The sequence below is a fragment of the Corynebacterium sp. MSK195 genome (assembly GCF_030228885.1).
GTDB lineage: Bacteria > Actinomycetota > Actinomycetes > Mycobacteriales > Mycobacteriaceae > Corynebacterium.
Genome location: NZ_JASPGT010000011.1, coordinates 1 through 23,757, shown reverse-complemented (window position 1 = coordinate 23,757; position 23,757 = coordinate 1). Strand labels below are relative to the sequence as shown.

The following is a 23,757-nucleotide window of genomic DNA, read 5'->3' as shown; positions in this document are numbered from 1 at the left end:
GGGGCGTGACTATTGGCAAAGTTCTCCTGTATTACTGCTTTACCCCCATCGAAGATCCCACCGCTATCATGCTGTGGCAGCGCACCCTGTGCGAGTCCCTGGGCCTCAAGGGGCGCATCCTCATTTCTGAGCACGGCATCAACGGCACCGTTGGCGGCGATATGGAAGCCTGCAAGCGCTACGTCCGCCAGACCAAGGAATACCCTGGCTTTAAGCGCATGCAGTTCAAGTGGTCCGAAGGCGGCGCGGATGACTTCCCGCGGCTTTCGGTCAAGGTGCGCGATGAAATCGTGGCCTTTGGCGCGCCGGGCGAGCTGAAGGTGGATGAAAACGGCGTCGTTGGCGGCGGCGTGCACCTCAAGCCAGAAGAGGTAAATAAGCTGGTAGAAGAACGTGGCGAGGAGGTCGTTTTCTTTGACGGCCGCAACGCCATGGAGGCAGAGATTGGCAAGTTTAAAAATGCCGTTGTGCCCGATGTGAAAACCACGCATGACTTCATCGAGGAAATCGAATCCGGCAAGTATGACTGGATGAAGGATAAGCCGGTGGTGTCTTACTGCACCGGTGGCATTCGCTGTGAGATCCTGTCCTCGTTGATGAAGAACCGTGGCTTCAAAGAGGTTTATCAGATCGATGGTGGCATCGTGCGCTACGGCGAAAAGTACGGCAATGATGGCCTGTGGGAAGGCTCCATGTATGTCTTTGACAAGCGCATGCACCACGAGTTTGGGCAAGGACTCCAAGACCCCGGCTTCATCCAACTGGGTCACTGCGTGCACTGCGGTAAGGGCACGAATACCTTCCACAATTGCATCAACGAAGACACCTGCCGCCAGCAGGTACTCATCTGTGATGACTGCATCCAGCACGTAGAAACCCAGCACTGCGGCCGGCCGGATTGCGCCGAAGTAGCAGCGCAGCTAGCCAAGCAGGAGAGCTAGTCGCGCGCCGTTTCCTTGCGGAAGCAGTCCCACCACCAGTGCTGCCACGCTACGGTATACGGGCTGCTCGGCGGATGGATGACGCCGGTGGGGGCGTGTAGCTTACTGACCGGGCTAATACCGTGGAGCGAGTTGAGGAACCACAGGGGGCACTCGGCGGCGAGCTCGGGGGTGATGGGGCGCGTTTCGGTTCGCATGCCTAGATCCGCAGCGCGCCGGGCAACTTGGCGCAGCGTAATGCTGGGCAGCGACTGACCGGTGGGGAGGATAAGCGTCTCCCCATCCCAGGCGACGAGCGCGCCGGTGGTGGTCTCCACCATGGCACCGGAGGAATCCACGATGGCGGTGTCATCGGTGCCGTCTTCCTGATACTCGGTACGGTAGCGTGCCAGCGCTGGGAAATCGGGGCCCTTGACTAAAGGCTGCATGCGCGGGTCGGGGGCTTGCACATAGGTCAGCCGGGTGGTTCGGCGCGCAGGGGGTGCGGGGCGAACATCGAGGCGCAGGTGCCCGCCGGCTAGGGAGATGCGAGGGAAGAGATCGCCGGGGCCCACAAGCTGCAGCATCGCGGGGACGAAGCCAGCGGGCAGTGGGCCGGCCACCGACTCGAAGCGCTGGAGGTGCAGGGGGAGGGCGTTGGAGTGGGCGTCGGCAAGCGTCCGCCAAGAATCCGCAACGTCAAAGGGGCCGGGATGGGTCTGGCTTGGAATGAAGCTGCCCTGGTGCCAGAGGTAGGTGCTCATTGCCACGCCCCCAACACGGATTGGGCCTTGAGGTTGCGCTCCTCCAGCTCGGCGGCCGGATCCGAATCCAGGACGATGGCCCCGCCGGCGCCGATGGTGACCTCACCGGCCGCCCGCACGGCCGTGCGGATGACCACGCTGAGATCGGATTGACCGTCAAACCCCAGGTAGCCCACCACGCCGGAGTACACGCCGCGCGGTCCCGTTTCGAGTTGGTCAATGATTTCGCAGGTGCGCAGCTTCGGCGCGCCCGTCATCGATCCGGGGGGAAAGGTGGAGCGGAGGGCATCGACTGCGGTGGCACTGGCGCGCAGCTGCCCGGTAATGGTGGAGACCAACTGATGGACGGTGGCATAGCTTTCTACCTGCATCAACTTCGGCACGCGCACGGTACCGGGCTCGCATACCCGGGAGAGATCATTGCGCAGTAGGTCAACGATCATGAGGTTTTCGGCCCGTGTCTTCGGGTCCGTGGTCAGCAGTGCGGGATCCTGGTCGGCCGAGATGGTGCCCTTAATCGGCTTGGCCTCTACCTCACGGCCGCGCACGGTGAGGAAGCGCTCGGGCGAGGCGCTGCAGACCTCCACGCCGTCGAAGACGAGGTGTGCGGCATAGGGTGCGGGATTGTGCGAGCGCAGTTGGGGATAGAGCTCGCCTTCGGTCGCGGCCGTGTAGGTATCGGTCAGGCAGACCTCGTAACTCTCGCCGGCGTGCAGGAATTCTTGGGCGCGTTTAATCCGCTCCAGGTAGCCGGGGCTGCGCCAGGAGCCCGCGCTTAGCGACGCCCCACCGTCCTCCCCCGTGGGCCGTGGTTCCTCCGCACCCAATGCGGCTTCCAGGCGTTTTAGCAGTTCCTCGGCGCCGTCACCGGCAAGGCAGCACAGGTGCGCGGTTTCTGCGTGGTGGTCGTAGACGATAAAGGACTGCGGCCGCACAAAGTAGGCATCTGGGTAAGGAGAGCGGTGGCGTAGCTCAATGGGCAGGGTGAGCTGGGCGCATTCGTAACCCAGGTACCCGATTACCCCGCCGGTAAACGGGAGGTCCGGTGCGTCGATGATGCGGGTGGCAAGCTCGCGGTCGAGGAGGGTGAGGATATCGGGGGCGTCGCCAAGCCGGTAGCGCAAAGAGCGACTCAGTGCGCCGGCGGTATCGCCGAGGATGGAATAGCGCCCGCGGGGATCCGCGGAGTCGAGGAAGAAGGCATCGTTGCCCTCGGCGCGCAGGGCGGAGAAGACCCGTGGGCAATCCACCGCGCCGGGGACTTCGCGGTGGAGCAAGCGGAACCCGCCCAGAAAGTTGCGCATAATCTCCCAGCCGTGCTGGGTAAGCACCGACTCCGGGTGAAATTGCACGCCCCAGTGCGGCAAGCCATCGACCTTCAGCGCTTGGATGACGCCATCCTCGCTGCGGGCATGCACGGTAATGCCGGGGGCCTCCTCTATATGCAGGGAGTGGTAGCGCACCACCTCGAAGTCTTGCGGGATTCCGGCAAAGATGCCTTCGCCCGAGTGACTGATGGTAGAGACAAAACCGTGGCGCGGCTGCGGCGCGCGCGACACCTGGGCGCCGGCCAGCAGACCTAGCCCCTGGTGGCCAAGGCATACGCCCAGCACCGGAATCTCGGCCGTGGCTGCGGCGGCGATAATGCCCCGGGCAGCCCCGAAATCCTTCTCGCGTTCCGGCGTGCCCGGGCCAGGAGAAATCACCACGTGCGAAAATTCGCCGGCACGGACGCGCTCGGCCAGCCCGTCCGCTTCACCGGCGGCGACGACGAGTGGTTCGCGTCCTGCTACCTCCGCGATGAGGTGGGCAAGGTTGAAGGTATAAGAATCGTAATTATCAAGCAGGAGGATCATAGGGAGGCGAAAAGTTGCTATGCGGCGGCCGAGTCCATGAGGAACAGCTGGATATCGGTAATAGTCCACAGCATGAAATTGCAGGCCATCACCCAGAAAATGGCCATCCAACTGCGCCACCGCAGATAGCGGTGCAGCTTGCGCACCATGATGATGGCGCAGCCGATCATGCCGAAGAAGGGAATGATCGGGGTGGTCAGGCTAAAGAAGGTGCGCTGCCCGTCAGTGCAGAGCCACGTGGCGGTGCCATTCTCACATAAGGGGCCGCCGGAGAGCCGAGTGACGAGCGCGACTGCGAAACCATAAAGCGCGGAGAGCACAAGAACGCCGATCATGTACCAGACTGCCTGGCGGGTGGAGCGGCGGTTAGCAGCGGCAATCTCTAAAGGGTCCGGCTCATCGGCCAGCTCATCAAAGCTCCGCGGTTCCGGGCGGCGCAGATTGGCATAGTCCGCATCGGAAGTTAGATCGTTTTCGGGATGCTCTGGTCGCAGGCTCATGCCCCAATCCTAACCGCAGGATGGGTGGACCAAGATAGGCACCCGAATATGCGGCAGCAGCTCCGTGGCGGTAGATCCCAAGAACACGCGGGCGATGGGGCCCTGCGGGGTGGAGGCCATGAGCATCAGATCGCCCTTTTTCCACTTGAGCGAATCCACCGCGCCGCCCCAGCCCGCGCCGGAACCAATTTCAGAAGTGACATCCAGCTCGGGGAATTTTTCTTGAATGCAATCGCGGGCGCGGTCCAGCATGGCGAGGGAATCCTCGAGCCACTCCGCCACCAGCTCGAGCGCCATATCGTGCTTATCCTTGGACGGCGTATTGAGCAGTCCCTTTGCCGAAAAGGCCAGCAGGCGCAGCGGCAGGTTCCAGCGGTTCGCGAGCTCCGCTGCGGCGAGCATCTCATGATCTTCGCGCGGGCTGCGTTCAGTAATGGCAAAGTTAAAGCGGGTGACGCCGTGCTTGGACAGTTTTACCTTGCGGGGCACCAAACCCAACGGCTGAGGAGAATAATGCAGCAAGGTATCGGCCGTAGAACCAGCAAAGAAACGGCCCTTCGGTGCGGCCTGGTTGGGCCCCAAAATGATGAGGTCTGCCTCGAACTTCTTGGCCATTTCCGTCAGCAGATGGGGGCGCGAAGGGCCGTCGACCAATAGGGAGGGTTTCTCATCCCAGCAGCTACGCGGCACGCCGGCTTCATCGAGGGCGGCATGGGTAGCGGCCGCGCAGGCCTCCTTTTGTGCTTTAAACCATTTTTTATATTTTCCGCCGAGTTTGTTGAGGGAAGTCGTAGTCCACGGCTGGAACACGGTAGAGATGACGCGTACTTGTATTTCTGCGGTGCGGGAGAGCCACGCGGCACAATCTAGAGCCTCGGTACCGGAGGAAGAAGGGCTCCAAGAAATAAGAATGCGAAGGGGTTTATCGGCCGAGCCCTTGCTCAAGGCCGGCAGATGCCCATCGGAAGAATCAGTTGCCATACGGAGTGAACTAGTGAGAGATTACGGTTTTCGTTTCCCTCAATTATCACGTTAAGGCCAAGAAAAATGAAATCACCGCGGGCAAAACTAGCGCTGTTCGCCGTTCATTGTGGGGCGATAGACATCAGCCAGCTTGGAGATAACGGTGGCTACTTCGTTGGCGGTCTCCAAATCCTTCGGCTCGAGCCACCGCATGATCTCTGCTAGGGCGGAGGCGCGCTGCTGCGAGACTATGGCTAGTTCGGATTCGCCTAGTTGCGTCAGTGCTACCAAGACGCCGCGGCGGTCCTCTTCATCGCGGTGGCGTTCCACGTAGCCGCGGCGCTCTAGCTGATAGAGCGCGTTGGAGGCGGTGGGCATGCGGATAAGTTCTGCCTGCGCGATGGTGGAAACGCGGGACGGTCCGCGCATACGCAGCTGGTTCATGATGGACACCTGGGAGGTGGTCAATGAAGAGCCCTCCGCCGTGCGCTGGAAAATAAGAATGAGCTTATTGAGCGACGGCTGGATGGAACGCGCGACCTCGACGGCATCCTCGTACGTAGACGGGGATTGAGCGGGGCCCTTCTCCTCATGTTGCTGCGTCATAGAAAACGATTGTATAGCCCGTTTTCCCTGCGCGGTAGTTCGGAAGTTAAAAAATTAGTTTCCGGCAATAAAGTCTTCTAGCTCGGCGCGCGCCACGTCATCGGCCTTTTGTACCGGCGGGGATTTCATCAGGTAGGACGAGGCAGCCAGTACCGGGCCCGCCACCCCGCGGTCGAGGGCAATCTTGGCGGCGCGTACGGCATCGATGATGATGCCGGCGGAGTTAGGCGAGTCCCAAACCTCCAGCTTGTACTCCAAGTTCAGCGGTACTTCGCCAAAGGCGGAGCCCTCTAAGCGGACATAGGCCCATTTGCGATCATCGAGCCATTCCACGTAATCGGAAGGCCCGATGTGGACGTTGCGGTCCTCCCGCTTGCCGGCGATGGGCGAGTTGTGCAGGTTAGAGGTTACGGCCTGCGTCTTGGAGATCTTTTTGGATTCGAGGCGCTCGCGCTCGAGCATATTCTTAAAATCCATATTGCCGCCCACATTGAGCTGCATGGTGCGCTCCAAACGCACGCCGCGATCTTCAAAGAGCTTCGCCATCACGCGGTGGGTAATGGTCGCGCCCACCTGGGACTTAATATCATCGCCCACGATGGGCAGCCCGGCGTCTTCGAACTTCTTCGCCCACTCCGGATCAGAGGCAATAAAGACCGGCAAGGCATTGACAAAGGCGCAGCCGGCATCGATCGCCGCCTGGGCGTAGAACTTATCCGCTTCCTCAGAGCCCACCGGCAGGTAGGAGACTACGACGTCGGCGCCGGACTGGCGGAGTATGGCGGGGACGTCGGCAAGCGGGGCTTCCGATTCCGCGATGGATTCTTGGTAGTACCGGCCGAGGCCGTCCAGGGTAGGACCGCGCTGCACGGTAACGCCAAGCTCAGGGACGTCAGTTATGGAAATGGTGCAATTGCGGGAGCTGCGCGTAGCCTCCGCCAGATCCTTGCCCACCTTGTCCGCATCCACGTCGAAAGCGGCAACGAATTCCACATCGCCTACGTGGTATGGGCCAAATTGGGCGTGCATCAAACCGGGAATATCTGCATCGGCCGCGGCGTTGCGATAAAACTCCACGCCTTCAATGAGGGACGTGGCGCAGTTGCCGACGCCCACGATGGCGACCTTTACTTTTTCGGACACGGTCTACTCCTTTAACTCCATGAGTTGTGGCTGTCAGTGACTGCGCAAGAGTAAGCCGAAAATTATGCCCTACGGTGGCATAACACCATGTGGATCGATCAAGAAGAGGTAATTAGGATGATCCGGGTGAATTCCGTTGCCTATAAGCACGTGCTCTCCCATGAATGGGAGCGCGCCCACCACCTGCGCGAATTTCGCGCCGGGCAGCTCAGGCGGGAGGACGTGTGCGATGCTGATTTTTTGCTGCGCGCCGCAGCTGAGCACCACGGGCGCACCATGGATAAGGAATGCCCCGTGTGCGGCGAGCCTTTGCGGCTTACGCGCTGGGTCTATGGCGAGAACCTCGGCCGCCGCGCCGGGAGCGCCCGCAGTGAGAAAGAAATAGCGGAGTTTGTAGCCGAGGGCTTGGAGTTTACGGTGCACGAGGTGGAAGTATGCCGCCGGTGCCGGTGGAACCACTTGTTGCGTTCTGCTACTGCATTTAACGCGTGTTAGTTTCCAGCGCACCGCCTTAGGCAGTAAGCTGCAATTATTTAGTTTGTGATCAGGGATGAATGAGGACACGAATCAGTGACCGAGAAGGAATCTACCGGCAAGTCCACTAAGGTGGCTCGCCCCAGCAAAAAGCAGGCGACAAAGAAGCGCCGCATCTGGCCGTGGGTCGTTTTGGCGTTCCTACTGGTCTTTGTAGCACTGCCCGCAGGACTTTTTGCCTACGCATACTCGCAATACTCCGTTCCGGAGCCCAAGGACCTGGCCAATAACCAGGTCTCTACCATCTACGCGGGTGATAATCAGACCCAGCTCGCCCGCCTGGTGCCGCCGGAAGGCAACCGCACCCACGTGAAGCTGGATGAAATCCCGGAATACGTGCAGGACTCCGTGCTGGCCGCGGAGGACCGTGACTTTTGGGATAACTCCGGCTTCTCCTTCACCGGCCTCGGCCGCGCCGTGGTGGGTAAGGTAACCGGCAACGAAGATGCTGGCGGCGGTTCCACCATTACCCAGCAGTACGTGAAGAACACGCTGGTGGGCAACGAATACTCCTACGTGCGCAAGATTCGCGAGCTCATCTACTCGGTGAAGATGACCAATGAGTGGGATAAGGAGGATATTCTCAACGCCTACCTCAACACCGTGTATTTCGGCCGCAATGCCTACGGCATCCAGGCGGCATCCAACGCCTACTTTGATAAGGACGCCAAGGACCTCACTCCGGAGGAAGGCGCCATGCTCGCCGGCCTCATTCAGTCCCCTTCCGGCCTTGACCCGCGCGTGAACCAGGAGGGCTCCGAGGACCGCTGGAACTACGTTCTTGACGGCCTGGTGGGTATGGGTGACCTTACCCAGGAACAGCGCGATGGCATGGTCTTCCCAGAGACCCGCGACCCAGCTGAGTACTCCGCCTACACCGAAGCCCCAGGCGCTAATGGCCACATCAAGGATCAGGTCATCCGCGAACTGGAAGAGGTAGGCATCACCGAGAACGAGGTGTCTACCGGCGGTCTGCGCATCACCACCACCATCGATATGAATGTGCAGAACAACACCATCCAGGCAGTCGATGATCAGATGGCCCCGCTGCAGGAAGATGCTCGTGCGGCGTCCGTGACCATCGACCCGAAGACCGGTGCGGTCCGCGGATACTTTGGCGGTCACGATTCCAATGGTTGGGACTACGCCAACTCCCCGCTGCAAACCGGTTCTACCTTCAAGATCATGGCCCTTGCAGCCGCGCTCCAGCAGGGCATCGGCCTGGATACCAATTACTCTTCCGCTCCGTACCAGTTGCCGGGCTCCGACGTTGTTAACAACGTAGGCAGCGGTTGCGGCGTGTGCAGCCTGCGCGAGGCTACCAAGCAGTCCCTGAATACTTCTTTCCTCCGCCTGCAGGCGGATCTCAAGCACGGCACGCAGGATACCGCGGACATGGCGCACGCCCTTGGCGTGGCTAAGTCCCTTCCGGGCATTGATAAGACGCTAACGGAAAAGGGCAAGCAACCGTTTGAGGGCATCGTCTTAGGTCAGTACCAGTCCCGCCCACTCGATATGGCTACTGCTATGTCCACCCTGGCAAACCAGGGCGTATGGCATAACCCGCACTTTGTGCAGCGCGTAGAAAACGCTGCCGGCGAAGTGCTGTACGAGCACCCCGAGGACGAGGGCGAGCGCCGCGTTTCGTCCAACGTGGCCAATAACGTCATCGAAGCCATGGAACCGGTAGCCGGATGGTCCAACGGCGCACTTGCTGGAGGCCGTACCTCGGCCGCCAAGACCGGTACCACCCAGATGGGCGATACCGGCAATAACAAGGATGCCTGGATGGTCGGTGCCACCCCGCAGCTGGCTACTGCCGTCTGGGTAGGTACCGCGGATAATACCTCCGCCATCTTTGATCAGTACGGCGGCATCATGTACGGCGCAGGTGCGCCGACCAAGATTTGGAAGGCCGTGCTGGATAACTCCCTGGCTAACTCCGAGTTCCAAAACTTCCCGGCTGCTTATCCGATAGGATTCGGCAATGTGGGCGCCGGAACGGCCGCCCCAGCTTATGACCCGAGCTGGGATAGCGGCGCCGGCGATACGCAGAACTACGAGGCTCCGGCCGAGGAAGCGGCTCCTGAAGAAGAGACCAAGCCGGCTCAGCCGGAGAAGAAGCCGGAGAGCCCGAAGCCGGCCCCGAATCCGCAGCGCGGTAATAACGGCAATGGTGGCAATAGTGGCAACAACAACCAAGCACCGGCCCAGCCAGAGGCGCCGTCTTTGGATGACCTCATCGGCCCCGATAGCGACTTGGCAGACCTCCTAGGGTAGGCGGCAGTGACAGCGAATCCGCACCAGCGCATTCCCGCCTCCTCAGAACCCTTGGCCCGTGGGGTAATTGAATTCCTCGGCGGGCCAAGGGGCCGTTTTGCCGGTGTACGCCGCACCCAGTGGTGGACCCCACTGCGCGCCATTATCGCCGTCGGCTGGGTTTTCCTGGCGTGCGGATTCCTCTCGAAGGCTAATTGCGCCGGCGGCACCCGCGGTGATGACGGGGTCATTAACCTAAATTGGGCGGGCAACCGCCAGTACACCTCTTTTTGCTATAACGACATCATCCCGCTTTACGGCGGCCGTGGCCTCGATGAAGGCGGCTTCCCCTATGCCTATTCTTGGCAAGAAGGTGACCTGACCCGCTATATGGAGTACCCAGTTCTCGCGGGCCTTTTTCAGGGGTTGATGGGCTGGATTGCCCGCAATACGTACTCTCTGGTTGAGTGGGCCGGCATCCCGGAGGCCGGATGGTACTTCGGCCTGACCGCCTTGGTCATGGCGTGCATCTGGGTAGGCGTGCTCTACATGGTCTACCTGCTGGTGGGCAACCGCACTTGGGACACCATCCTCGTCGCCGCCAGCCCCCTTGTCATCATCCACGCCTTCAGCAACTGGGATATTCCCTCCATCGCCTTTGCCGTAGGTGCGCTCCTGGCCGCAGCGCGCAAGCGCCCTGCCGTAGCGGGCGTCCTCATCGGCCTTGGCACCTCATTTAAGCTGTGGCCGCTCTTTCTCTTGGGGGCATTCCTGGTCTTGGCGGTGCGCAATCGTCGCTGGCCGCAATTTTTCTACGCCTTGCTCGCCGCGGCCGTGACCTGGATCGTGGTCAACGCTCCGGTGGCCCTGAAGTACCCGGAGGCATGGCGCGAATTCTTCCGCCTCAACCAAGAGCGCGGTGCGGAGTGGACCACCATTTACTCGGTGCTTAGCCGCAATACTGTGATTAGCTTTAGCCCTGAGTTCCTCAATACCTTCAGCCTGGTGGCGTTTTTGGCTCTCTGTGCGGCGATTGCGGTGCTGGGCCTGCGCAGCGCGCGGACGCCGCGCATGGCCGAGCTGGTTTACCTCATCGTGGCAGCCTTCTTACTGTTCAACAAGGTATGGTCACCCCAGTATTCGCTGTGGCTGGTAGTGCCCGCGGCCCTAGCCCTGCCACGCTGGCGCTTGGTCTTTAGCTGGGCGCTTGTCGACGCCCTCGTGTGGCCCCTACTCATGTGGCACATGCTGGGCACAGACAATAAGGGCATTCCGCACGAGCTGCTTGACGTTGCGATTGTCTCCCGCGACGCCCTCATTATCGCCATGGCTGTCCTCGTTATTCGCCAGATGTGCGGAAAGACCCCGGATAAGGTGCGCGATGCGCACGCCGGCCGCGATCCTTTGGCAGGAGCATTCGCATGATCGTTACCTATATCGGAATGGCATCCATCTTCTTGGGATTCCTCTGCGTGATGGGAGCCTTTTGGCTCTTCCACAATCGTGAGGATCGCCGCGGGCCCATCGTGCTGGGGCTTTTGGCCATTCTTTTCCTCACCATCATTCCGGCGACGGCAGCTGTGTTTTTCGCCGCAACGACCACTGGTTAGATTTCTTTTCGCCGGTCATTTGCGGTACTGTAGTGGGGTTGCTTGACGCAACGTACCCTCCTGCTGCATCCGCAAAGGTGATGCAGCCGAAAACTACTAGACCATAGGAGGTGATGAGGTCCGTGCGTCACTACGAAGTCATGATCATTCTGGATCCTAATCAGGATGAGCGCACCGTAACCCCGTCCCTGGATAAGTTCCTCGAAATCGTCCGCCAGGAAGGCGGCAAGGTTGAGAACCTTGATGTATGGGGCAAGCGTCGTCTTGCATACCCCATCAACAAGAAGGAAGAGGGCATTTATGCCGTCGTCAACCTGGAGTGCGAGCACACTTCGGTTGCCGAGCTCGACCGCCGTCTGAACCTGAACGACACCATCCTGCGTACCAAGGTTCTGCGCACCGACAGCAAGTAACGGATACTGGGATCAAGCACAATCCACGTAACCGATAAGGAGTAAAGACATGGCACAGGGAGATACCAATATCACGGTGGTAGGCAACATCGTTGCTGACCCCGAGCTGCGCTTCACCCCGGCGGGTGCGGCAGTAGCTAACTTCCGCGTCGCCTCCACCCCTCGTCGCTATAACTCGCAGACGAACCAGTGGGAAGACGGCGAAGCTATGTTCCTGACCTGCAACGTATGGCGTCAGGCAGCGGAAAACGTTGCCGAGACCATGTCCAAGGGCATGCGCGTCATCGTTACCGGCCGCTTGAAGCAGCGTTCCTTCCAGACCCGTGAGGGCGATAACCGCACCGTATTCGAGATTGACGTCGACGAAGTCGGTCCGTCTCTGCGCTACGCCACCGCTCAGGTAAACCGCAATCCGCGTGAGGGCGGCAATAACTTTGGCGGCGGCCAGCAGCGCTCGAATAACAATAATCAGGGCGGTTTTGGAGGCGGCCAGCAACAGCAGCCGCAGCAGAACCAGGCTCCTTCTGAGGATCCGTGGAACTCCGCACCACCTGCAGGTGGTTTCGGAGGCGCTGATTCTGAACCTCCGTTCTAAGTCTGTCACCCGCAACTATTCAACTAACTCAATTGAAAGGCAGGGATCATGAAGCTGATCCTCACCGCTGCCGTTGAGAACCTCGGCGCCGCTGGCGAAATTGTTGAGGTTAAGGACGGCTACGGACGTAACTACCTGCTTCCTCGCGGCCTGGCCATCGTGGCTACCCGCGGCGCAGAGAAGCAGATTGAGGGCATCAAGCGCGCCCAGGAAGCTCGCGAGATTCGCGACCTGGATCACGCACGTGAGGTCCGCAACCAGCTCGAGCAGCTGACGGATGTCAAGGTAGAGGTTAAGACCTCCGAATCCGGTAAGCTCTTCGGTTCCGTTCAAGCAGAAGACATTGTCAACGCCGTCTCCAAGGCTGGTGGCCCTAAGCTGGATAAGCGCATCGTTGTGCTTCCTAAGGGCCTGGTCAAGAAGACCGGCAACTACCAGGTCGAGCTGAAGCTGCACGCTGATGTTATCGGCAAGGTGAACTTCTCGGTCGTTGCTGCCTAACTAGGCGCACGACGGTCCAAATAAGACCCAAAGACAACAGCAACGCTTTAGGCCTCAAGTTCCTGCTATGTGAGGTGGCAGGAACTTGGGGCCTTTAGCGCGTTTTAACCGGCCTGTGGATAACTGTGGAATTCTGTGGATAACACTTTGGCGATTTAACTCTATGTTTACGCGGAGGCCTCTTTATTAACCCGCAGGTCAGGCCGCTTATCCACGAAGGGTGTGCGTATTTTCACATCGAGAAAAACATGCTCTGAGCTGGGAGTTTGATTTGTGCAGGTCATGGGCTTTTGGAGTTATCCACAGGCTTATGCAGGGCAAATATGGGCACAGGCTCTCGCGACCTGCGATTTTCACAGCACCCTGTGGATAACTGTGGAAGTTATGCCCAGGGGGTGGTGTCCGGGCACTAGACTACACTGAGATTCCGATACGCTCGGATGCTCAAATAGCCACAAGGGGGAGAAGTCATGACCAACGCCAGCTTTGATGATGAACACCTGCCGCCGGAGCCGCCGCCGGAGGAGGAGCCGGCCCCACGCCGCCGCTATCAGCAGGAAGAGCCAAAGCGCTATGGCGAATTCCGCCAACCCCCCGCGGACCGCGAAGCGGAGCAGGGTGTTCTGGGTGCCATGTTGCTCAGTCCCCATACGGTGATGGAAGTCATTGAGGAGCTGGAGCCGGAGGATTTCTACTATCCGGCGCATACGTTGATTTACCGCGCCATGCTGGATCTATATTCTGAGGGCAAGGACGTCGACGCCGTCATTTTGGCCTCCCAGCTCGACCGCTTTAATAACCTCGAGCGCGTTGGCGGCGCCCCCTATCTCCATACGCTGCTCGCTACAGTGCCCACGGCTGCAAACGCTCGCTACTACGCCGAAATCGTCGCGGAAAAGGCCGTGTTGCGCAAGCTTGTTGATGCCGGCACGCGCGTAGTGCAGCTGGGATTTTCCGGCACCGAAGATGCAGAAATCGAGTCCGTGCTGGACCGTGCGCAGCAGGAAGTTTTCGCCGTCGCCCAGCGCAAGACAGCAGAAGATTACCGAGTCCTGGGGGACCTTATTGACCCCACCATTGATGAGCTCGCTGCCCTGCAGCAAGCCGGCGGCGTGGAGCTAGGCGTGCCTACTGGCTTCATCGACCTCGATAAGTTAACTAATGGCCTTCACGCGGGTCAGATGGTCATCGTTGCTGCTCGCCCTGGTGTGGGTAAATCGACGCTAGCCATGGACTTTATGCGTTCCTGCTCTTTGCAGCACGGTAAGTCTTCTGTGATTTTCTCCCTCGAGATGTCAGCTTCTGAAATCGTCATGCGCCTGCTTTCGGCGGAGTCAGAGGTCAAGCTGGCCGATATGCGTGGTGGCCGAGTTTCCACCGAGGACTGGGCAAAGATCGATGAGACCCTCAACCGAGTGCAAGACGCCCCACTCTTCATTGATGACTCACCGAACCTCACGATGATGGAAATTCGGTCCAAAGCCCGCCGCCTCAAACAGCAGCACGGTCTTGATCTCATCGTCTTGGACTATCTGCAGCTGATGTCCTCGGGTAAAAAGGTCGAGTCCCGCCAGCAAGAGGTCTCCGAGTTCTCCCGTCAGCTGAAGCTCTTGGCCAAGGAGCTGGAGGTTCCTCTTATCGCGATCTCGCAGCTGAACCGTGGACCCGAGGCGCGTACGGATAAAAAGCCGCAGCTTGCGGACCTTCGTGAGTCCGGTTCGCTGGAGCAGGACGCCGATATGGTCATGCTGCTCTACCGCCCCGACTCCCAGGACCGCGATAATGAGCGCGCTGGCGAGGCGGATATTATCCTAGCCAAGCACCGTGGTGGCCCGATCGATACCGTGCAGGTGGCGCACCAGCTGCACTACTCCAAGTTCGTCAATATGGCGCACGGCTAAATTACAGGTCTACCACCGCGTTGGGGTCTCCCAACCGTGGGCCAAGGATGACCAATACCAAGAAAACCGCAGCTGCGGCAAGCGCCAGCCACCGCCATACGGGGAAAAGGCGTTCGCCGCAGAGGCGGGCGAATGCCGCGCCAACGAGAGCGCCCAGGGTATTGAAGAGAAGATCATCGATATCCGTGCGCCCCAGGGCGAAAGCATATTGGCAGACCTCTAGTACGAGGCTGAGGCCAAATCCCCACGCAACTGTCTTCTTAACAGAGCGGCAGAGGCCGAATACCAGCATGCCAAAAGGGATGAAGAATGCGGTATTGCCCGCGTACTCAAATAGCGGGCCAAACCAGCTGCCGCCGGAAAATTCATCGAAAGGAACCCAGCGCAAATCCCGGGCGCGCTGATTTTCCGGTTTCCATAAGTAGCCAATCTGGTAGAAAGGCTTGAGCGTGGTCAATGCGACCATAACGGCCGTCCACGCGGCGAGGGAGAGCCTATTGAGCAAGCGCTATTCCTTTCTGCTCGGGCAGGCTAAAGGCGGCGGCAGCTGCAATGGCAAACGCTGAGGCGAATACGACGAATAGCCAGGCAGTCCCACCCGCAGCAAGCAGTGGTGGAACGATGAGTGGCGCCACAATAGAGGCTAGCCTACCGAAGCCTGCCGCCGCTCCGGTACCACGTCCTCGCAATGAAGTGGGATATAGCTCTGGGCCGATGGCATAGAGGGCTCCCCAAGCGCCGAGGTTGAAGAAGGAGAGCAGACAACCAGCCAGGATGATCAACGCTTCCGTAGCTGCTGCTCCATATAAGCCGGCCGCTGCTGCCGAGCCAAGCAGGAATACCGCGAGGGTTACCCGCCTGCCCCAGAGCTCGATAAGCCAAGCTGCCATCGCGTAGCCAGGCAGCTGGGCAAGGGTGATGATGAGGGTAAAACTAAAGGACTTCACTAGGGAGAAACCGTCGGCTACTAGCAGAGAGGGAATCCAGATGAAGGCACCATAGTAGGAGAGGTTTACACAGAACCAAATGGTCCACAACGCTGCGGTCCGCCTTCGTAGCTGCTGACTCCAAATAGATGCTGCGGGGGAAGGCGTGGGGTCTGGGAGGGCATCGTCCAGCGGCCGATCTTCCGCCGCGGCTTCGAAGCTGGCAACGATAGCTTCGGCCTCATCATGGCGGCCCTTGGATTCAAGAAAGCGCACAGATTCTGGTAGACCGCGGCGAACATAGATTGAATACGCGGCTGGCAGCATGCCAAGGGCCAGGGCCCAGCGCCATCCGGATTCACCCGTGCTCACTACGAAAGTGCCGATGATGGCCGCAAGGATCCATCCCAATGCCCAGAATGCCTCGAGAATGACTACCATCCTTCCGCGGACCCGTCGAGGCGCAAATTCGGATATGAGTGTGGAGGCAACTGGTAGCTCGGCTCCGAGGCCCAGCCCGACTATGAATCGGAAGATGATGAGAACCGTAAGTCCCCCAGCTAGCGCGGAAGCCCCTGTTGCCAAGCCGTAGATAAGCAAGGTGAGAGAAAAGACATTGCGGCGGCCAAATTTATCTGCCAGCAATCCGCCAAAGGTTGCACCGAGCGCCATGCCAAGGAATCCTGCCGAGGCCAACCAGGAGGTCTGGCTAGGACCTAGATCCCAGTGAACGGCAAGGGCGGCCATGATGAAGGAGATTAACCCGACATCCATGGCATCAAGCGCCCATCCAAGGCCAGAACCTAGGAGTAGGCGCTTGTGCTTAGAGGTGACGGGAAGGCGATCGAGACGTTCGGTGCGGCTGAGCATGCGATAATACTATCGCTGAACAGAAAAACCTTTCAGTCGTAGTGAGTTGGTAACTACAAAAACCGAGCTCAGTGCCATCGCGAGGCCGGAAAATAATGGGTTAAGCAGGCCAATCGCTGCGACAGGAATGAGTACGACGTTATAGGCGAAGGCCCAAAAGAGATTGCCCTTAATGATCGCAAGGGTGCGGCGCGAGAGCCGAATAGCATCAGCGGCGCAACGCAGATCGCCATTCATGAGGGTGATATCGGAGGCTTCGATTGCGACGTCGGTACCCGCGCCCATGGCGAGGCCAAGGTCGGCTTGGGCCAGTGCCGCGGCGTCGTTAATGCCATCGCCCACCATCGCCACGGTGTGCCCCGCGGCCTGCAACTCCTTGATGTGGTCTACCTTGTCTTCCGGAAGAACCTCGGCGCTGATGCGGTCGATCCCTACCTCGGCGGCCACGGCTTGAGCGGCCCCGGCATTATCACCGGTCAGCAGGTAAGGGGTAAGCCCCAGCTCTTTCATCTGAGCTACGGCGGCGGCCGAGCTGGGCTTGATGGTATCGCGCACCTCAATGACGCCTGCGGGCTGTCCGTTGACGGTGACGACCACCGGCGTGGCACCAGCGTCCTGTGCGGCGCGGAACGGCGCTTCCAGGTCGCCCAACGGGCCTTGGCGCTTGCCGACGCCCACCCGGACCCCCTCCACAGTTCCTTCCACGCCACCCGGAACCACTGCGAAGTCGGTAGCCGGCTTAACGTCGCGCTCTTTGGCTATGGCGCGAGCGATGGGATGCTCGGAGTTGTGTTCCACGGCTGCGGCTAAGTCGAGGACGTCGCCGTGTACGGCGGTAACGGACATCTCTCCAGCCGTGACCGTGCCGGTTTTATCCATCACAATGGTGTCGATTTGCCGCGTAGACTCCAGGATTTCCGGGCCCTTAATGACAAGCCCGAGCTGTGCCCCGCGGCCGGTGCCGACGAGGATAGCGGTGGGCGTCGCCAAGCCCATGGCGCAAGGGCAGGCCACAATGAGGACGGAGACCGCGGCGATAAAGGCCGGGGCCACCCCGCCGAAGAAGAGATGGGCAAGGAGTGTCAGCGCTGCCACGGCAATGACCGCGGGGACGAAGACCTGCGCGATGCGGTCCACGAGGCGCTGTACTGGTGCCTTGGACGTTTGTGCATCCGTGACCAGCTGGGCCATTTGGGCCAGTACCGTATCCTCGCCCACCTTGGTCGCTCGGACCTCGAGTTTGCCGGAGGCATTAATGGTTGCGCCGGTCACCGTATCGCCGGAGCCGACCTCGACGGGCACGGGCTCGCCGGTGATCATAGAGGCGTCGACCGCCGAGTTACCGGCAACGACGATGCCATCGGTGGCGATCTTTTCGCCCGGGCGTACTACGAAGACATCGCCTACCTGCAACTGGGCAATGGGAATGCGCTGCTCGCCTCCCTCGCGCAGTACCGAAGCCTCCTTAGCTCCTAGGGAGAGCAGCTCCCGCAGCGCCTCGGAGGACTGGCCTTTGGCTCGTTCCTCGAACCACCGGCCGAGTAGGAGGAAGGTAATGACCATGCCCACGGACTCAAAATAGATGTGATCCATCTGCGCCGCGTTCGCATCCAACGTCATGTGCATCTTCATGCCCGGTTCGCCCGCATTGCCGAAAAACAGAGCCCACAGCGACCAAAAGTAGGCCGCTGAGGTTCCCATGGTGATAAGCGTGTCCATGGTGAAAGAACCGTGCTTGAGGTTTGTCCACGTAGCGGTGTGGAAAGGCGCGCCACCAAAGATATAAACGATGGTGGCGATGATGGCGCAGGCCCACTGCCAATTGGAAAATTGCAGTGCCGGCCACATCGAGACCACCATGAGCGGCAGCGATAGGGCACCAGAGATGATGGTGCGGCGCAGCAGCGCCCCGTCACTGCTCTTCTCGGCTTGGGGCTCCTCCGCTTTCGCCCCCGCCATATCGAAGGCGCCGTAACCTGCGCCCTCTACCACCGAAATGAGCTCCTGTGGGCTTACCGTTTGGGAGTCATACTCGATGGCCGCGGCCTCGGTAGCGAAATTAACGCTGGCGCTTACTCCCTCGAGCTTGTTTAGCTTGCGCTCGACGCGGGAGGAGCAGGAGGTGCACGTCATTCCCGTTACGCCAAGGTCCAAGTGGGACATGGTGGTTCCTACTTCAGCGTGTAGCCGGCCTCAGCCACGGCGGCCGCTACCTGTTCATCGGTGAAATCGGTGCCAGTAACCGTGACTGCGCCGGTGGCGTGGTCAGCAGTGACCTCGCTAACGCCAGAAATTTCGCCGACCTCTTCTTTTACTGACATTTCGCAATGTCCGCAGGTCATGCCCTCTACGGTGTAGTTCTTGGTGCTCATGATGATCCTTTCTTAGGGTTGGTTTCCGGGACCATTTTATACCCCCTAGGGGTATATGACAAGGATATTTCATGTACGTTGGGGAATAAAGCAATCCGCAAAGGAGTTAGAACAACCATGGCTACTATCGATGTCACCGAAGAAAACTTTGAAGAAACCGTTACCGGCGAGGGCATTACGCTCGTAGACGCCTGGGCCGATTGGTGCGGCCCCTGCAAGCGCTTTGCGCCGGTTTTTGAAAAGGCCTCCGAAGAGCACACGGATGCTACCTTTGCCAAGCTCGATACCGAGGCCAACCAGGGCCTCGCATCTGCGCTGGAGATTCAGTCCATTCCTACGCTGATGATCTTCCGCGATGGCATCTTGGTCTTCCGCGAGGCTGGCGCGCTGCCACCTGCAGCATTGGAAGACCTGCTAAAGCAGGTCAAGGAACTCGATATGGCGGAGGTTCGCCGCCAGGTAGAAGAGCAGAACGCGCAGGGTTAATCCCCGCTAGCTTCCTAGGCGCTTTCTGGTGAGTATCGCTAAACTCGCTAGAAAGCGTCTTTTTATGTCCAAAGGAGAAGATAATGGCTAACCCCTTCAGCAAGGGCTGGAAGTACATGATGAGTTCCTTCGATCAGAAGATTGATGAGAACGCTGATCCGAAGGTGCAGATCCAACAGGCCGTCCAGGCCGCCAAGGAGCAGCACCAGCAGATTTCTGATCACGCTGCAGAAATCATCGGCCATAAGTCCCAGCTGGAGATGCAGATGAACCGCCTGGTGAAGTCCCAGCAGGACTACCAGTCTCAAACCCAGCGTGCATTGGAGCTGGCGGATTCTGCGGAGGACCCGCAAAAGGTCTCCGAGTATAACCAGGCTGCGGAAGTGGTTGCCTCCCAGCTGGTAGCGGTGGAGCAGGAGCTGGAAGACGTTAAGCAGCAGTACGCCGCCGCAGAGCAGGCTGCCGCGCAGGCCAAGAGCCAGCAGCAGCAGTCTGAGGCGCGCTTGAAGGAACAACTAGCGCAAGTTAGCCAGCTGGAGGCCCAGGCGGACCAGGCGGCTATGCAAGAAAAGAACGCCCAGGCTATTGATTCCATGAATCAGCTCAACCCGGACGATTCCGTTCCTACTCTTGATTCTGTGCGCGCCAAGATTGAAAAGCGCTACGCCGATGCCCTTGGCGCGCAAGAATTGCAGCACGCCACCGGCGGCGATCGCATTAATGAGATCCAAGCCGCCGGCAATGACATGAAGGCGACTGCGCGCCTTGATGCCATCCGGGCGGATCTTAAAAAGAAGAAAGAGCTCGAATCCGGCGATTAATTCTGCCGGCGAACATTAATCAGAACCCCACGAATCCCTGAGTGGAATCCATCGCGCAGGTTCACGCGCTGGGTTTCGGTCAGGGTGTATTCGTGCAGGGTCTCGCAGGCAAACTGCAACAGTGGGCGGTCGATCTCCGGGGGAAGCCCGCCGCCTGAAAGTAGATGTGCCTGATCTCGCTGCTCGGTGCTAGCAGCGTTATCGAACCACCACGAGGCGTATTGCTGACCCACATCGAAGGGGGATTGGAAGCCGGCCGAGCTCCATACTTCTTCCGGTAGCGGTACATATTTGGACCGCAGCTTGCGGCGCGGTGCCATCATGGATGGCTTGGGCGCCGGCTTCTCCGCCGGGGAGCCCTCCTCGGCGGGGGAATCCTCTGCCGCATCCGCCTTGGGCGGAGCCGGTTTGGGCGTTGGGGCCGGGGTGGGCTTTTCTGTGGCGCCGAAGGCTGCCTCCACCTCTGAGGGCTCGCCGCATTCATCCGGTTCGGGCATTTCCTCGCCCTCTTTATGCGCATTTTCGCGCACCACTGGAGGAAGCGGGCCTTCTAGGACCTGCAATTCCATAGCGTCTGCGAAGTCCTCGCGAGGGTCCAAGATGGTGGTGGAATCGCAGGCATGGCGCAGTGCGGAGGACATGGAGTCCCAGCCGAATCCATAGAGGTGTACGCGGATGCCGTTATCCACGGCGGCTTGAGCGCCGGGAATCATGTCTGCATCGCCACTGACGAGCACAAAGTCGGTGAATTGTCCCTTCATGGCGGCGATGACCATGTCCGCCACCAGGCGGGTATCAACGGCCTTTTGGGTGCGGCGCTCACCCCATTCGATGAGCTGACCGGTGCGCAGTTGGACCCCTTCGCAGGTGCGCAGGGCGCGCTGGTAGCGGTGCGGGCCGGTATCGGGAATGCCGTCATACCAGTATTGGCGCTGGATTGGGGTTCCCAGTTGGTTCTCGATCATCCCGCCCATGGTGCTGACCACCTCGGGCAGATCGATTTCTAGCTGTGCGCGGGCACCCGTTTCCCACGAGTTATAAAAGCTTGCGAGCAAGTAAGAGGTATCGACAAAGACGAGTGTGCGTTCAAGCATGGCTCCTAAGTTCCGTTCTAATTGTTCTAAATAAAATTCTTTGTGGTTTCCAGTGTGCCCCATTAGTCACAAAACGTCGATAACCTTGGGCAAAATCCCAGCGCAGTGGCGGCAAAAAAGTTTTCTCTTCGGAAGTATTGCAGGGGTGGGGTGTTGCCGATATGGTTGGTTACACAAGTAACTAACCAACGAACCGAGGGGCAATGGACAATTCCACGCAACCACTCTTCCGCCAGATTGCTTCTCTGGTGGAGGACGCCATCGTGGATGGCACCTTGGGCGAAGGGGACAGGGCCCCTTCTACTAATGAGCTTGCTGATTTTCACAACATCAACCCGGCCACTGCCCGCAAGGGCATCAGCCTCCTGGTGGATATCGGGGTGCTGGATAAGCGCCGCGGCATCGGCATGTTTGTGGCGGAAGGGGCCCTGAAAACGATCCGCGAGCGCCGCCGCGCTGATTTCGCGGCGGAATATATGGCACCGCTTGTCGACGAAGCCGTTCGCCTGGGCTATAACCGCGCCCAACTCCACGACCTATTTGATCGCGTTGCAGAAAGCCGAGGAATGTACTCATGATTAAAACACGAGAATTCACTTTTGCTGATGGCCTCACGCACGGCTTGGTTGGCCCCAACGGCATTGGCAAAACCACGCTCCTGCGCAAGATTGCCGGACAAATCCAATCTGGCGGTATTACGGTCTTCGGGGACAAGCCCTTTGACAAGCAATCGGTCCTTGACCGAGTCATTTTGATGGGGATTGATAACCCGCTGCCGGATTCCTGGGGCATCGGAAAGCTGGGCGTCATTGGAAAGGCTCGTTGGCCGCGCTGGGATGAGGAGCGCTTCAATGAGCTGTTGGTTCGCTTCGATGTGCCGGCCAAGGCCTATTCTGCCCTTTCCCGCGGGCAAAAGTCTGCTGTGGGCTTCATCTTCGCCGTTGCTTCTGGCTGTGAAGTCATGCTTCTTGATGAGCCCTATCTTGGCCTCGACACACAGCGCCGCGAGCTTTTCTATCAGGTCCTTCGTGAGGAACACGGCCGTACCATCGTCATCTCCACCCATCACCTCAATGAGGTAGCGGGTCTTCTCGACACCGTCGCTCTTATGGGGGACAGCCCGATTTCAGGCCCCATTGATGACTTCATCGAGGGAATTCTGGAGCTCACCGGACCATCCGAGTCCCTCACCGCAGCGGTCGAAGAGCTTGGCCTTCCTGCACTGAGTAGGCAAACCACACCCTTAGGGGAACGCGTGCTTATCGACGCCCGTTCCGCTTCCACTGATCCCATTTTCCGCATTGCCCAGGCCCACGGCCTGCGTGTCAATGAGGTCTCTTTGGAGCGTGCGGTACTGGCATTGGAGGAGAGGTCATGAAACTAATGTGGTACCTAGGAGATTGGTGGCTCTGGACCTTTTTCCTGTTCGCATTATTGGTCATGCCAGTCATGGCAGAGGGAACGTGGAGCGCGCTCCCCGTAATCGCTTCCTTGGGGCTCGTGCTCTCCCTAAAGCCTGATTTTCAGAAATATCAACTAGTGGGCCTGGGTTCGAGAATCTGGAACGAACATCGTCGCATTCTCGTCGCGCTATTCGCACTAGCGGCAGCTATTGGCGCCCTCACCGTGCAGCTGTGGTGGGCATTGCCTGTCTATGCAGTCGCGGCGGTATGGGTCATGTATCGCAGCGCTACTCCGAAACGCTCCGGGTACACCACCACCGGCACCCAACCCTCAAGCGGATTTGGCTGGTTCCCGCGCACCCTGGCCGGGCAAGCGATATACCACCCACAAGCCAAAGCATGGTGTGGGGCGTGCTTGGCGCAGATGATCGGCTTAGTTCTCCACCAGTATAGGGACGCGGCTTCAGTGCTCGAATTCCTCGGCACCTTCATCTGGGTACTGACTTTTCTGCTACTCGCGGCGGTTTCAGGCAGCTTAAGAAAATCCCTCCGCGAATACACGGTTATGGGAGGAAGTCGTAGAAATTGGGCCCGGCATACTGCAGTGCTCGGGCTGATACCGGTCTTCGCGGCCATCAGTATCAGCGCCGCACTCACGAATGACAGTGAACTCGTTACGGCCATCGCATTGCTTAGCGCCACCTGCGCCCCGGTTTTGGTCACTCTGGAATTTCTGGGAAAGAAGAACTGGCACCTATTCATCCTGTATGCGGTCCTCATAGCCGGAATAGTCGTCATTTACGCCCAAACCCCCATCTCCGTAATTGCCAAGTTCTTCTTGGCGGTGGCCTTCTATGCAGTATGGGCATTGACCCTCCCCAGCTACATTCGCAGAGCAAATGTCCACGGTGGCGGAATCAGCGGCTGGTTGGGCATAACTTAAAGCCCTCAAGATAGTAATTGGCCTGGGGATTTGTGTTTGTTTGAGTGGCTGTGTAACTTAATACGAGTCAGCGCGACCGACAGCGCCCCACAGGAACAAGAAAGTTCCTGGCTGAAGCGGCGATAGGAAAACAGGCCCTGACGAAATAAATTTTTTGCTCACAACGAGCTACATGCGAAGGTATGTGGTTGTTGTGTGGTGATGATGTTTGAGAACTCAATAGTGTGCCAATGTACTTTTTATTTTTTGTGTGCATGGTTGTGTGTTGATTGGTTTG

At 59.2% G+C, this 23,757-nt stretch carries 25 protein-coding genes; 14 read left to right on the top strand and 11 right to left on the bottom strand.

From position 1 onward, the window contains the following. Positions 1 to 5: 5 nt before the first annotated feature. Entirely contained in the window at positions 6 to 941 is a 936-nt protein-coding gene (trhO, locus tag QP909_RS09990) for an oxygen-dependent tRNA uridine(34) hydroxylase TrhO (RefSeq protein WP_005326978.1), read from the top strand. Here the strand turns inward: trhO and QP909_RS09985 are convergent. The 6 genes from QP909_RS09985 to QP909_RS09960 all read right to left on the bottom strand — a co-directional run bounded on the left by QP909_RS09985 (position 938) and on the right by QP909_RS09960 (position 6,752). Next, positions 938 to 1,684 carry an aminotransferase class IV gene (locus QP909_RS09985; RefSeq protein ID WP_284767125.1) on the bottom strand — a complete coding sequence of 249 codons (747 nt, stop codon included), beginning with the start codon at positions 1,682 to 1,684 and terminating at the stop codon, positions 938 to 940. The two genes, trhO and QP909_RS09985, sit on opposite strands and share 4 nt — an antisense overlap. Next, positions 1,681 to 3,540, bottom strand: a complete 1,860-nt coding sequence (locus tag QP909_RS09980) for a chorismate-binding protein (RefSeq protein WP_284767124.1) — start codon at positions 3,538 to 3,540, stop codon at positions 1,681 to 1,683. The genes QP909_RS09985 and QP909_RS09980 overlap by 4 nt, the downstream gene beginning before the upstream one ends. A gap of 17 nt (positions 3,541 to 3,557) precedes the next feature. Continuing rightward, the gene (locus QP909_RS09975) at positions 3,558 to 4,040 is read right to left on the bottom strand and encodes a hypothetical protein (protein WP_284767123.1); all 483 of its coding nucleotides are present in this window, start codon (positions 4,038 to 4,040) and stop codon (positions 3,558 to 3,560) included. 9 nt (positions 4,041 to 4,049) lie between these two features. Beyond that, complete coding sequence (locus tag QP909_RS09970; protein WP_284767122.1) at positions 4,050 to 5,021, bottom strand: universal stress protein; 972 nt, start codon at positions 5,019 to 5,021, stop codon at positions 4,050 to 4,052. Positions 5,022 to 5,108: 87 nt separating this feature from the next. Then, complete coding sequence (locus QP909_RS09965; RefSeq protein WP_239279020.1) at positions 5,109 to 5,609, bottom strand: MarR family winged helix-turn-helix transcriptional regulator; 501 nt, start codon at positions 5,607 to 5,609, stop codon at positions 5,109 to 5,111. Between the two features lie 54 nt (positions 5,610 to 5,663). After that, a complete protein-coding gene (locus tag QP909_RS09960; protein ID WP_284767121.1) occupies positions 5,664 to 6,752 on the bottom strand; it encodes an inositol-3-phosphate synthase in 1,089 nt (362 codons plus the stop codon). 117 nt (positions 6,753 to 6,869) lie between these two features. Between QP909_RS09960 and QP909_RS09955 the strand changes: the two genes are divergently transcribed. The 8 genes from QP909_RS09955 to dnaB all read left to right on the top strand — a co-directional run bounded on the left by QP909_RS09955 (position 6,870) and on the right by dnaB (position 14,565). Then, positions 6,870 to 7,247, top strand: a complete 378-nt coding sequence (locus QP909_RS09955) for a DUF5318 family protein (protein WP_284767120.1) — start codon at positions 6,870 to 6,872, stop codon at positions 7,245 to 7,247. A gap of 75 nt (positions 7,248 to 7,322) precedes the next feature. Next, the gene (locus tag QP909_RS09950; protein ID WP_284767119.1) at positions 7,323 to 9,566 is read left to right on the top strand and encodes a transglycosylase domain-containing protein; all 2,244 of its coding nucleotides are present in this window, start codon (positions 7,323 to 7,325) and stop codon (positions 9,564 to 9,566) included. A 6-nt stretch (positions 9,567 to 9,572) separates the two neighbouring features. Continuing rightward, on the top strand, positions 9,573 to 10,970 hold the full coding sequence (locus QP909_RS09945) for a glycosyltransferase family 87 protein (RefSeq protein ID WP_284767118.1): 1,398 nt from the start codon (positions 9,573 to 9,575) through the stop codon (positions 10,968 to 10,970). Beyond that, entirely contained in the window at positions 10,967 to 11,155 is a 189-nt protein-coding gene (locus QP909_RS09940; protein ID WP_005325940.1) for a hypothetical protein, read from the top strand. The genes QP909_RS09945 and QP909_RS09940 overlap by 4 nt, the downstream gene beginning before the upstream one ends. Before the next feature lie 122 nt (positions 11,156 to 11,277). Beyond that, entirely contained in the window at positions 11,278 to 11,568 is a 291-nt protein-coding gene (gene rpsF / locus QP909_RS09935) for a 30S ribosomal protein S6 (protein ID WP_005326996.1), read from the top strand. A 49-nt stretch (positions 11,569 to 11,617) separates the two neighbouring features. Then, positions 11,618 to 12,163, top strand: a complete 546-nt coding sequence (locus QP909_RS09930; protein ID WP_005325943.1) for a single-stranded DNA-binding protein — start codon at positions 11,618 to 11,620, stop codon at positions 12,161 to 12,163. Between the two features lie 48 nt (positions 12,164 to 12,211). Then, positions 12,212 to 12,664, top strand: a complete 453-nt coding sequence (gene rplI / locus QP909_RS09925; RefSeq protein ID WP_005325949.1) for a 50S ribosomal protein L9 — start codon at positions 12,212 to 12,214, stop codon at positions 12,662 to 12,664. Between the two features lie 470 nt (positions 12,665 to 13,134). After that, entirely contained in the window at positions 13,135 to 14,565 is a 1,431-nt protein-coding gene (dnaB, locus tag QP909_RS09920; RefSeq protein WP_005325950.1) for a replicative DNA helicase, read from the top strand. A gap of 1 nt (position 14,566) precedes the next feature. On the opposite strand, the gene QP909_RS09915 is transcribed toward dnaB, so the two are convergent. Genes QP909_RS09915 through QP909_RS09900 form a run of 4 tightly spaced genes read right to left on the bottom strand, consistent with a single transcriptional unit; the run spans position 14,567 to position 18,733 of the window. After that, positions 14,567 to 15,031 carry a VanZ family protein gene (locus QP909_RS09915; RefSeq protein ID WP_225747359.1) on the bottom strand — a complete coding sequence of 155 codons (465 nt, stop codon included), beginning with the start codon at positions 15,029 to 15,031 and terminating at the stop codon, positions 14,567 to 14,569. A gap of 28 nt (positions 15,032 to 15,059) precedes the next feature. Continuing rightward, positions 15,060 to 16,361 (bottom strand): MFS transporter, encoded by a 1,302-nt coding sequence (locus QP909_RS09910; protein WP_284767117.1) that lies wholly within the window; start codon positions 16,359 to 16,361, stop codon positions 15,060 to 15,062. Between the two features lie 9 nt (positions 16,362 to 16,370). After that, positions 16,371 to 18,524 carry a heavy metal translocating P-type ATPase gene (locus QP909_RS09905; protein WP_284767116.1) on the bottom strand — a complete coding sequence of 718 codons (2,154 nt, stop codon included), beginning with the start codon at positions 18,522 to 18,524 and terminating at the stop codon, positions 16,371 to 16,373. A gap of 8 nt (positions 18,525 to 18,532) precedes the next feature. Beyond that, the gene (locus QP909_RS09900; RefSeq protein WP_284767115.1) at positions 18,533 to 18,733 is read right to left on the bottom strand and encodes a heavy-metal-associated domain-containing protein; all 201 of its coding nucleotides are present in this window, start codon (positions 18,731 to 18,733) and stop codon (positions 18,533 to 18,535) included. Between the two features lie 117 nt (positions 18,734 to 18,850). On the opposite strand from QP909_RS09900, the gene trxA reads away from it, so the two are divergent. After that, complete coding sequence (gene trxA, locus QP909_RS09895; RefSeq protein WP_005325956.1) at positions 18,851 to 19,219, top strand: thioredoxin; 369 nt, start codon at positions 18,851 to 18,853, stop codon at positions 19,217 to 19,219. A gap of 83 nt (positions 19,220 to 19,302) precedes the next feature. Continuing rightward, positions 19,303 to 20,040: a PspA/IM30 family protein gene (locus QP909_RS09890; RefSeq protein ID WP_284767113.1), complete on the top strand. Its 738-nt coding sequence runs from the start codon at positions 19,303 to 19,305 to the stop codon at positions 20,038 to 20,040. On the opposite strand, the gene QP909_RS09885 is transcribed toward QP909_RS09890, so the two are convergent. Next, positions 20,037 to 21,134: an NYN domain-containing protein gene (locus QP909_RS09885; protein ID WP_284767112.1), complete on the bottom strand. Its 1,098-nt coding sequence runs from the start codon at positions 21,132 to 21,134 to the stop codon at positions 20,037 to 20,039. The two genes, QP909_RS09890 and QP909_RS09885, sit on opposite strands and share 4 nt — an antisense overlap. A gap of 203 nt (positions 21,135 to 21,337) precedes the next feature. On the opposite strand from QP909_RS09885, the gene QP909_RS09880 reads away from it, so the two are divergent. The 3 genes from QP909_RS09880 to QP909_RS09870 are packed head-to-tail and all read left to right on the top strand — an operon-like array spanning position 21,338 to position 23,480. Continuing rightward, positions 21,338 to 21,712: a GntR family transcriptional regulator gene (locus QP909_RS09880; RefSeq protein ID WP_005327000.1), complete on the top strand. Its 375-nt coding sequence runs from the start codon at positions 21,338 to 21,340 to the stop codon at positions 21,710 to 21,712. Beyond that, positions 21,709 to 22,512 (top strand): AAA family ATPase, encoded by an 804-nt coding sequence (locus tag QP909_RS09875; protein WP_284767111.1) that lies wholly within the window; start codon positions 21,709 to 21,711, stop codon positions 22,510 to 22,512. The genes QP909_RS09880 and QP909_RS09875 overlap by 4 nt, the downstream gene beginning before the upstream one ends. After that, on the top strand, positions 22,509 to 23,480 hold the full coding sequence (locus QP909_RS09870) for a beta-carotene 15,15'-monooxygenase (protein WP_284767110.1): 972 nt from the start codon (positions 22,509 to 22,511) through the stop codon (positions 23,478 to 23,480). The genes QP909_RS09875 and QP909_RS09870 overlap by 4 nt, the downstream gene beginning before the upstream one ends. Positions 23,481 to 23,757 lie beyond the last annotated feature (277 nt).

Coding starts and splice junctions, on each gene's coding strand:
- QP909_RS09965 (WP_239279020.1), bottom strand. CDS start 5,609: ATGACGCAGCAACATGAGGAGAAGGGCCCCGCTCAATCCCCGTCTACG.
- QP909_RS09915 (WP_225747359.1), bottom strand. CDS start 15,031: ATGGTCGCATTGACCACGCTCAAGCCTTTCTACCAGATTGGCTACTTA.
- QP909_RS09875 (WP_284767111.1), top strand. CDS start 21,709: ATGATTAAAACACGAGAATTCACTTTTGCTGATGGCCTCACGCACGGC.
- QP909_RS09985 (WP_284767125.1), bottom strand. CDS start 1,684: ATGAGCACCTACCTCTGGCACCAGGGCAGCTTCATTCCAAGCCAGACC.
- QP909_RS09910 (WP_284767117.1), bottom strand. CDS start 16,361: ATGCTCAGCCGCACCGAACGTCTCGATCGCCTTCCCGTCACCTCTAAG.
- QP909_RS09905 (WP_284767116.1), bottom strand. CDS start 18,524: ATGTCCCACTTGGACCTTGGCGTAACGGGAATGACGTGCACCTCCTGC.
- QP909_RS09890 (WP_284767113.1), top strand. CDS start 19,303: ATGGCTAACCCCTTCAGCAAGGGCTGGAAGTACATGATGAGTTCCTTC.
- QP909_RS09970 (WP_284767122.1), bottom strand. CDS start 5,021: ATGGCAACTGATTCTTCCGATGGGCATCTGCCGGCCTTGAGCAAGGGC.
- QP909_RS09975 (WP_284767123.1), bottom strand. CDS start 4,040: ATGAGCCTGCGACCAGAGCATCCCGAAAACGATCTAACTTCCGATGCG.
- QP909_RS09955 (WP_284767120.1), top strand. CDS start 6,870: ATGATCCGGGTGAATTCCGTTGCCTATAAGCACGTGCTCTCCCATGAA.
- QP909_RS09880 (WP_005327000.1), top strand. CDS start 21,338: ATGGACAATTCCACGCAACCACTCTTCCGCCAGATTGCTTCTCTGGTG.
- rplI (WP_005325949.1), top strand. CDS start 12,212: ATGAAGCTGATCCTCACCGCTGCCGTTGAGAACCTCGGCGCCGCTGGC.
- dnaB (WP_005325950.1), top strand. CDS start 13,135: ATGACCAACGCCAGCTTTGATGATGAACACCTGCCGCCGGAGCCGCCG.
- QP909_RS09930 (WP_005325943.1), top strand. CDS start 11,618: ATGGCACAGGGAGATACCAATATCACGGTGGTAGGCAACATCGTTGCT.
- trxA (WP_005325956.1), top strand. CDS start 18,851: ATGGCTACTATCGATGTCACCGAAGAAAACTTTGAAGAAACCGTTACC.
- QP909_RS09940 (WP_005325940.1), top strand. CDS start 10,967: ATGATCGTTACCTATATCGGAATGGCATCCATCTTCTTGGGATTCCTC.
- QP909_RS09870 (WP_284767110.1), top strand. CDS start 22,509: ATGAAACTAATGTGGTACCTAGGAGATTGGTGGCTCTGGACCTTTTTC.
- QP909_RS09980 (WP_284767124.1), bottom strand. CDS start 3,540: ATGATCCTCCTGCTTGATAATTACGATTCTTATACCTTCAACCTTGCC.
- QP909_RS09885 (WP_284767112.1), bottom strand. CDS start 21,134: ATGCTTGAACGCACACTCGTCTTTGTCGATACCTCTTACTTGCTCGCA.
- QP909_RS09900 (WP_284767115.1), bottom strand. CDS start 18,733: ATGAGCACCAAGAACTACACCGTAGAGGGCATGACCTGCGGACATTGC.